Raw genomic sequence first — 3,647 nt, 5'->3', positions numbered from 1 at the left:
TGTCGTGACAGGAACAGAATAGCATTACAGTCGGATTTATTAAGTGCTTCAGTTTTGGGATTAAAAAATATTTTACTTTTAAGCGGAGATCATCCTTCGGCAGGTGAATATATAGGAACTAAAACTGTTTACGATTTGGATGTTTTGCAACTTATAAAAACTGCAAAATTATTGGAAACAGGATTTGATTTGGCAGGTAAAAAACTAAACGGTAGTCCTAAGTTTTGTTTAGGTGCTGTTGCAAATCCGAATTCAACACCGCTTGATTTACAAATACTTATGCTTGAGAAAAAAGTTTCCTGTGGTATAAAATTTATCCAAACTCAAACGGTGTTTGATGTTGAACAATATAATGAGTTTTTTGAGAAAACCAAACATTTACCGGTTACAATTTTGCCGGGTGTAAGTGTAATAAAATCCGTTAAATTTATGAATTTTTTAAAAAATTTACCCGGAGTAAATATTCCGGAAAAAATTCAAAATAGAATTCTTTCGGCAAAAGATCCTTTTAAAGAAGGTATTTTGATTTGTGCCGAAACAATAAAACAATTAAAAAAATTTACAAAAGGTGTTCATATAATGGCAATAGGTATAGAAGAATATATACCTGAAATAATAAAGCAGTCAGAAATTATATGAAATTAAAATTTGCGGCGGTTTTGTTTTTAATTTTGTGTCTTGTTAAATTTTCGAGTGCGGCAGATGTCGGGACAACATCTTTCCAGGTTTTAACTCTTCCGATGTCAGCTTACGATGCGTCTTTATCAAATATATCAATTGCAGGTATTTCTTCATCGCCATCAAACCCTGCCATAATGCCATACACATCATATTATTTATTGTTTTCACATGCTATTTATTTGGCAGATACCAATTATAATGTTTTATCTTTTAATTTGCCGGTAACAAATAAATCAAGCATAGGTGTTTCTATTACATATTTTGACTTAGGTTCAATGCAAAAAACAATTGAAACTTCCGGCGGTTATATTATACAGGGCGATTTCTCTGCCAATGATAAAATTTTTACTTTTTCATACGGACATAAAATTAATGATGATATAACTGCAGGTGCAAGTATAAAATATTTAAAACAGGAAATAGATGATATCGGTTATTCTGCCGTTGCATTTACGTTAAGCGGTTTATATTTTATTGACGATAAAATGTATTGCGGTGCAGGTTTAAATAATATCGGTAATGCCGTAAACAGTTATAATTTACCTACAAATTTATATTTTTCTTTTTTATATCACGTGCTTGATTATTTAACAGGCATAGGCGAATTAAATGCTTATTATAATGACAATATTTATGAATTAAAGTTAGCTTTGGAAGCAAGTTATCAAAAATTAAAATTCAGATGCGGTTATAAAATACCGTTGAATTATCAACAACGAATTGATTTACAAAATGAATTGCTTTCAAATTTTTCTTTAGGTTTTGGATTAAATTTAGATTTTTTAAGTATAGATTATGCATGGCTTCCTAAGGGCGATTTGGGAAATATTCATATGTTTTCTGTGGGAGTTGAGTTTTAATTAAATGAAAAGAATTATATTATTTATTATGTTTTTTGTTTTTTATTTTACCGGTTATTTGTTTGCTGTTCCGGCAAGTCCGGATTTTGCCGAAATTAAACAACCGGACGGAAAAACTTTTAAAGCAAGGTTAAAAGGGGACGAATTTTACCATTGGTATGAAAGTGAGGATGGGTATACCATTATAAAGGATACTTCTACAAAATTTTGGAAATATGCAAAAAAACATAAATTCGGTCATTTGGAAAAATCGGAATATATCGCAGGTAAAGATATTCCGGTTGATATAAGAAAGGGGCTAAAAGATGAAGAAATGCTTTTAAAAGCAGCAAATAACAGACACCAAACAGAAATGCAAAACAGAGCTTCCGATTTAAAGCAAAAAGAATTTATTAACAGAGCTGCTTCTTTCGGTTCAAATAACAAATCGGTTGTTGTAAATGAAAAAAATTTGGTTATACTTGTTGAGTTTGCTGATAAGAAATTTACTTTTTTACCCGAACAGATAAATGATTTATATAATCAAAAAAATTATACTTATGACGGCGCCGTAGGTTCGGTTAAAGATTATTTTGATGAGATTTCATATAACAATTTTGATATGGAGTTTATAGTTTCCACATTTGTTGTTACATTGGATAAAAGTTATGTGTATTACGGTGAGAATGATTCTTCGGGTTCGGACAAACACCCTCGTGAAATGGTTGAAGAAGCTATAGCAAAATTGGACGAAGCCGGTTTTAATTTTGCTCAAGCCGACGGAAACGGTGACGGTTGGGTTGATATTTTGACGGTTGTTCATGCCGGATGCGGTGAAGAGTATACGGGAGCCGATTCCAATGATATATGGTCACATCAATGGTCAATACATTCCGTATATACAACAAAAGATAATAAAAAAATATCAAAATATATAGCTGTTCCCGAACGAAGAGGTTCGGAAAATTCAAAAGTAGGGCTTGTTCGAATAGGCGTTATAGCTCACGAATTGTTGCATATTTTCGGTATTCCCGACTTATATGATACCACTTATAAAAGCAAAGGATTGGGTTCTTTTTGCTTAATGGCACACGGCCTTTGGAACGGGGACAGCGGTTCCGTGCCGGCGCATCCTTGTGCTTGGGTAAAATATAAACTCGGCTTTATCGAAGAACCTCAGGGGTTATCAAAAGGGAAAAATTCAATAGGAATATCTGCAAATTCAAAAGATGCTTTTTATAAAATTTCTCCGGATAATTTCAGTTACGGAGAATATTTTATGATAGAAAACAGACAGCCATACGGTTTTGATAAAAGTTTACCGGGAAGCACTTCCGGTAAAAGAGGTTTGTTGATTTATCATATTGATGAAAAAAAGGCGAATATCAATGACCGTACTCATTATAAAGTTGCTTTGGAAGAAGCTGATGCAAAAACAAGTGATTGGACAATGTTTGACTTAGCGCAAAACAGAAATAACGGAACGGATACGGATTATTTCAGAGATACTACATTAACAACTTTTAGTGATAATAATATAAATGCTCCGAACAGTTTAAGTTATACTTATCAAAAATCGGATATAAATATTTTTAATATTTCCGCAAGCGGAGATATAATGTATTTTTGGACGGAAAGTTATGATGATTTTGTAGATAATTTAGATGAAAACAGAGGTGTAATAATGGTAAATACCGTTATGGGGTTTTCAAAAACGAAAAGCGAATTGAAATTATTGGATGAAGCTGCTCAAAAGGAAATGTCCGAATATTTTACTTTTACGGTTGAAGGGGCAGAAGAAGCAAATAATATGTATGATATATATAAAGAGTATAATGAAAACGAAACGGTTTTTGCAATACCTAAAAATAAAATGTCCGTGTTGACTGCCGCAAATGCAAATTTGGTTAATAGATTAAATTATGCTTTAAGGACTTCAAGCGGAACGCAAACGATAAAATCCGTAGGTGTAATAAGTTTTGCCGATGATGCTCCCGTTGAAAATAATAATGTTTCAAGCGGGCAAAATATGAGGTTTACCGGAACGGAAGTTTTGGAAGAAATTTCATATTTGCTTAACGAATACGGTTATTTAATGCCTAAATTTAATACTATGCAAATAAATTC

At 32.4% G+C, this 3,647-nt stretch carries 3 protein-coding genes; all 3 read left to right on the top strand.

The window, feature by feature from the left end:
• On the top strand, window positions 1-639 hold a 639-nt coding region (locus ACMUOV_RS05555; protein WP_413854114.1), incomplete at its 5' end, for a methylenetetrahydrofolate reductase.
• Window positions 636-1,541 (top strand): PorV/PorQ family protein, encoded by a 906-nt coding sequence (locus tag ACMUOV_RS05550; protein ID WP_413854113.1) that lies wholly within the window; start codon window positions 636-638, stop codon window positions 1,539-1,541. The genes ACMUOV_RS05555 and ACMUOV_RS05550, both read left to right, overlap by 4 nt.
• 4 nt (window positions 1,542-1,545) lie before the next feature.
• On the top strand, window positions 1,546-3,647 hold a 2,102-nt coding region (locus ACMUOV_RS05545; RefSeq protein WP_413854112.1), incomplete at its 3' end, for a M6 family metalloprotease domain-containing protein.

The sequence above is a fragment of the Candidatus Ruminimicrobium bovinum genome, from assembly GCF_902760015.1.
Lineage (GTDB): Bacteria > Elusimicrobiota > Endomicrobiia > Endomicrobiales > Endomicrobiaceae > Ruminimicrobium > Ruminimicrobium bovinum.
Note: the sequence above shows the minus strand (reverse complement) of the source record. Positions and strands in the feature narration are given on the sequence as shown.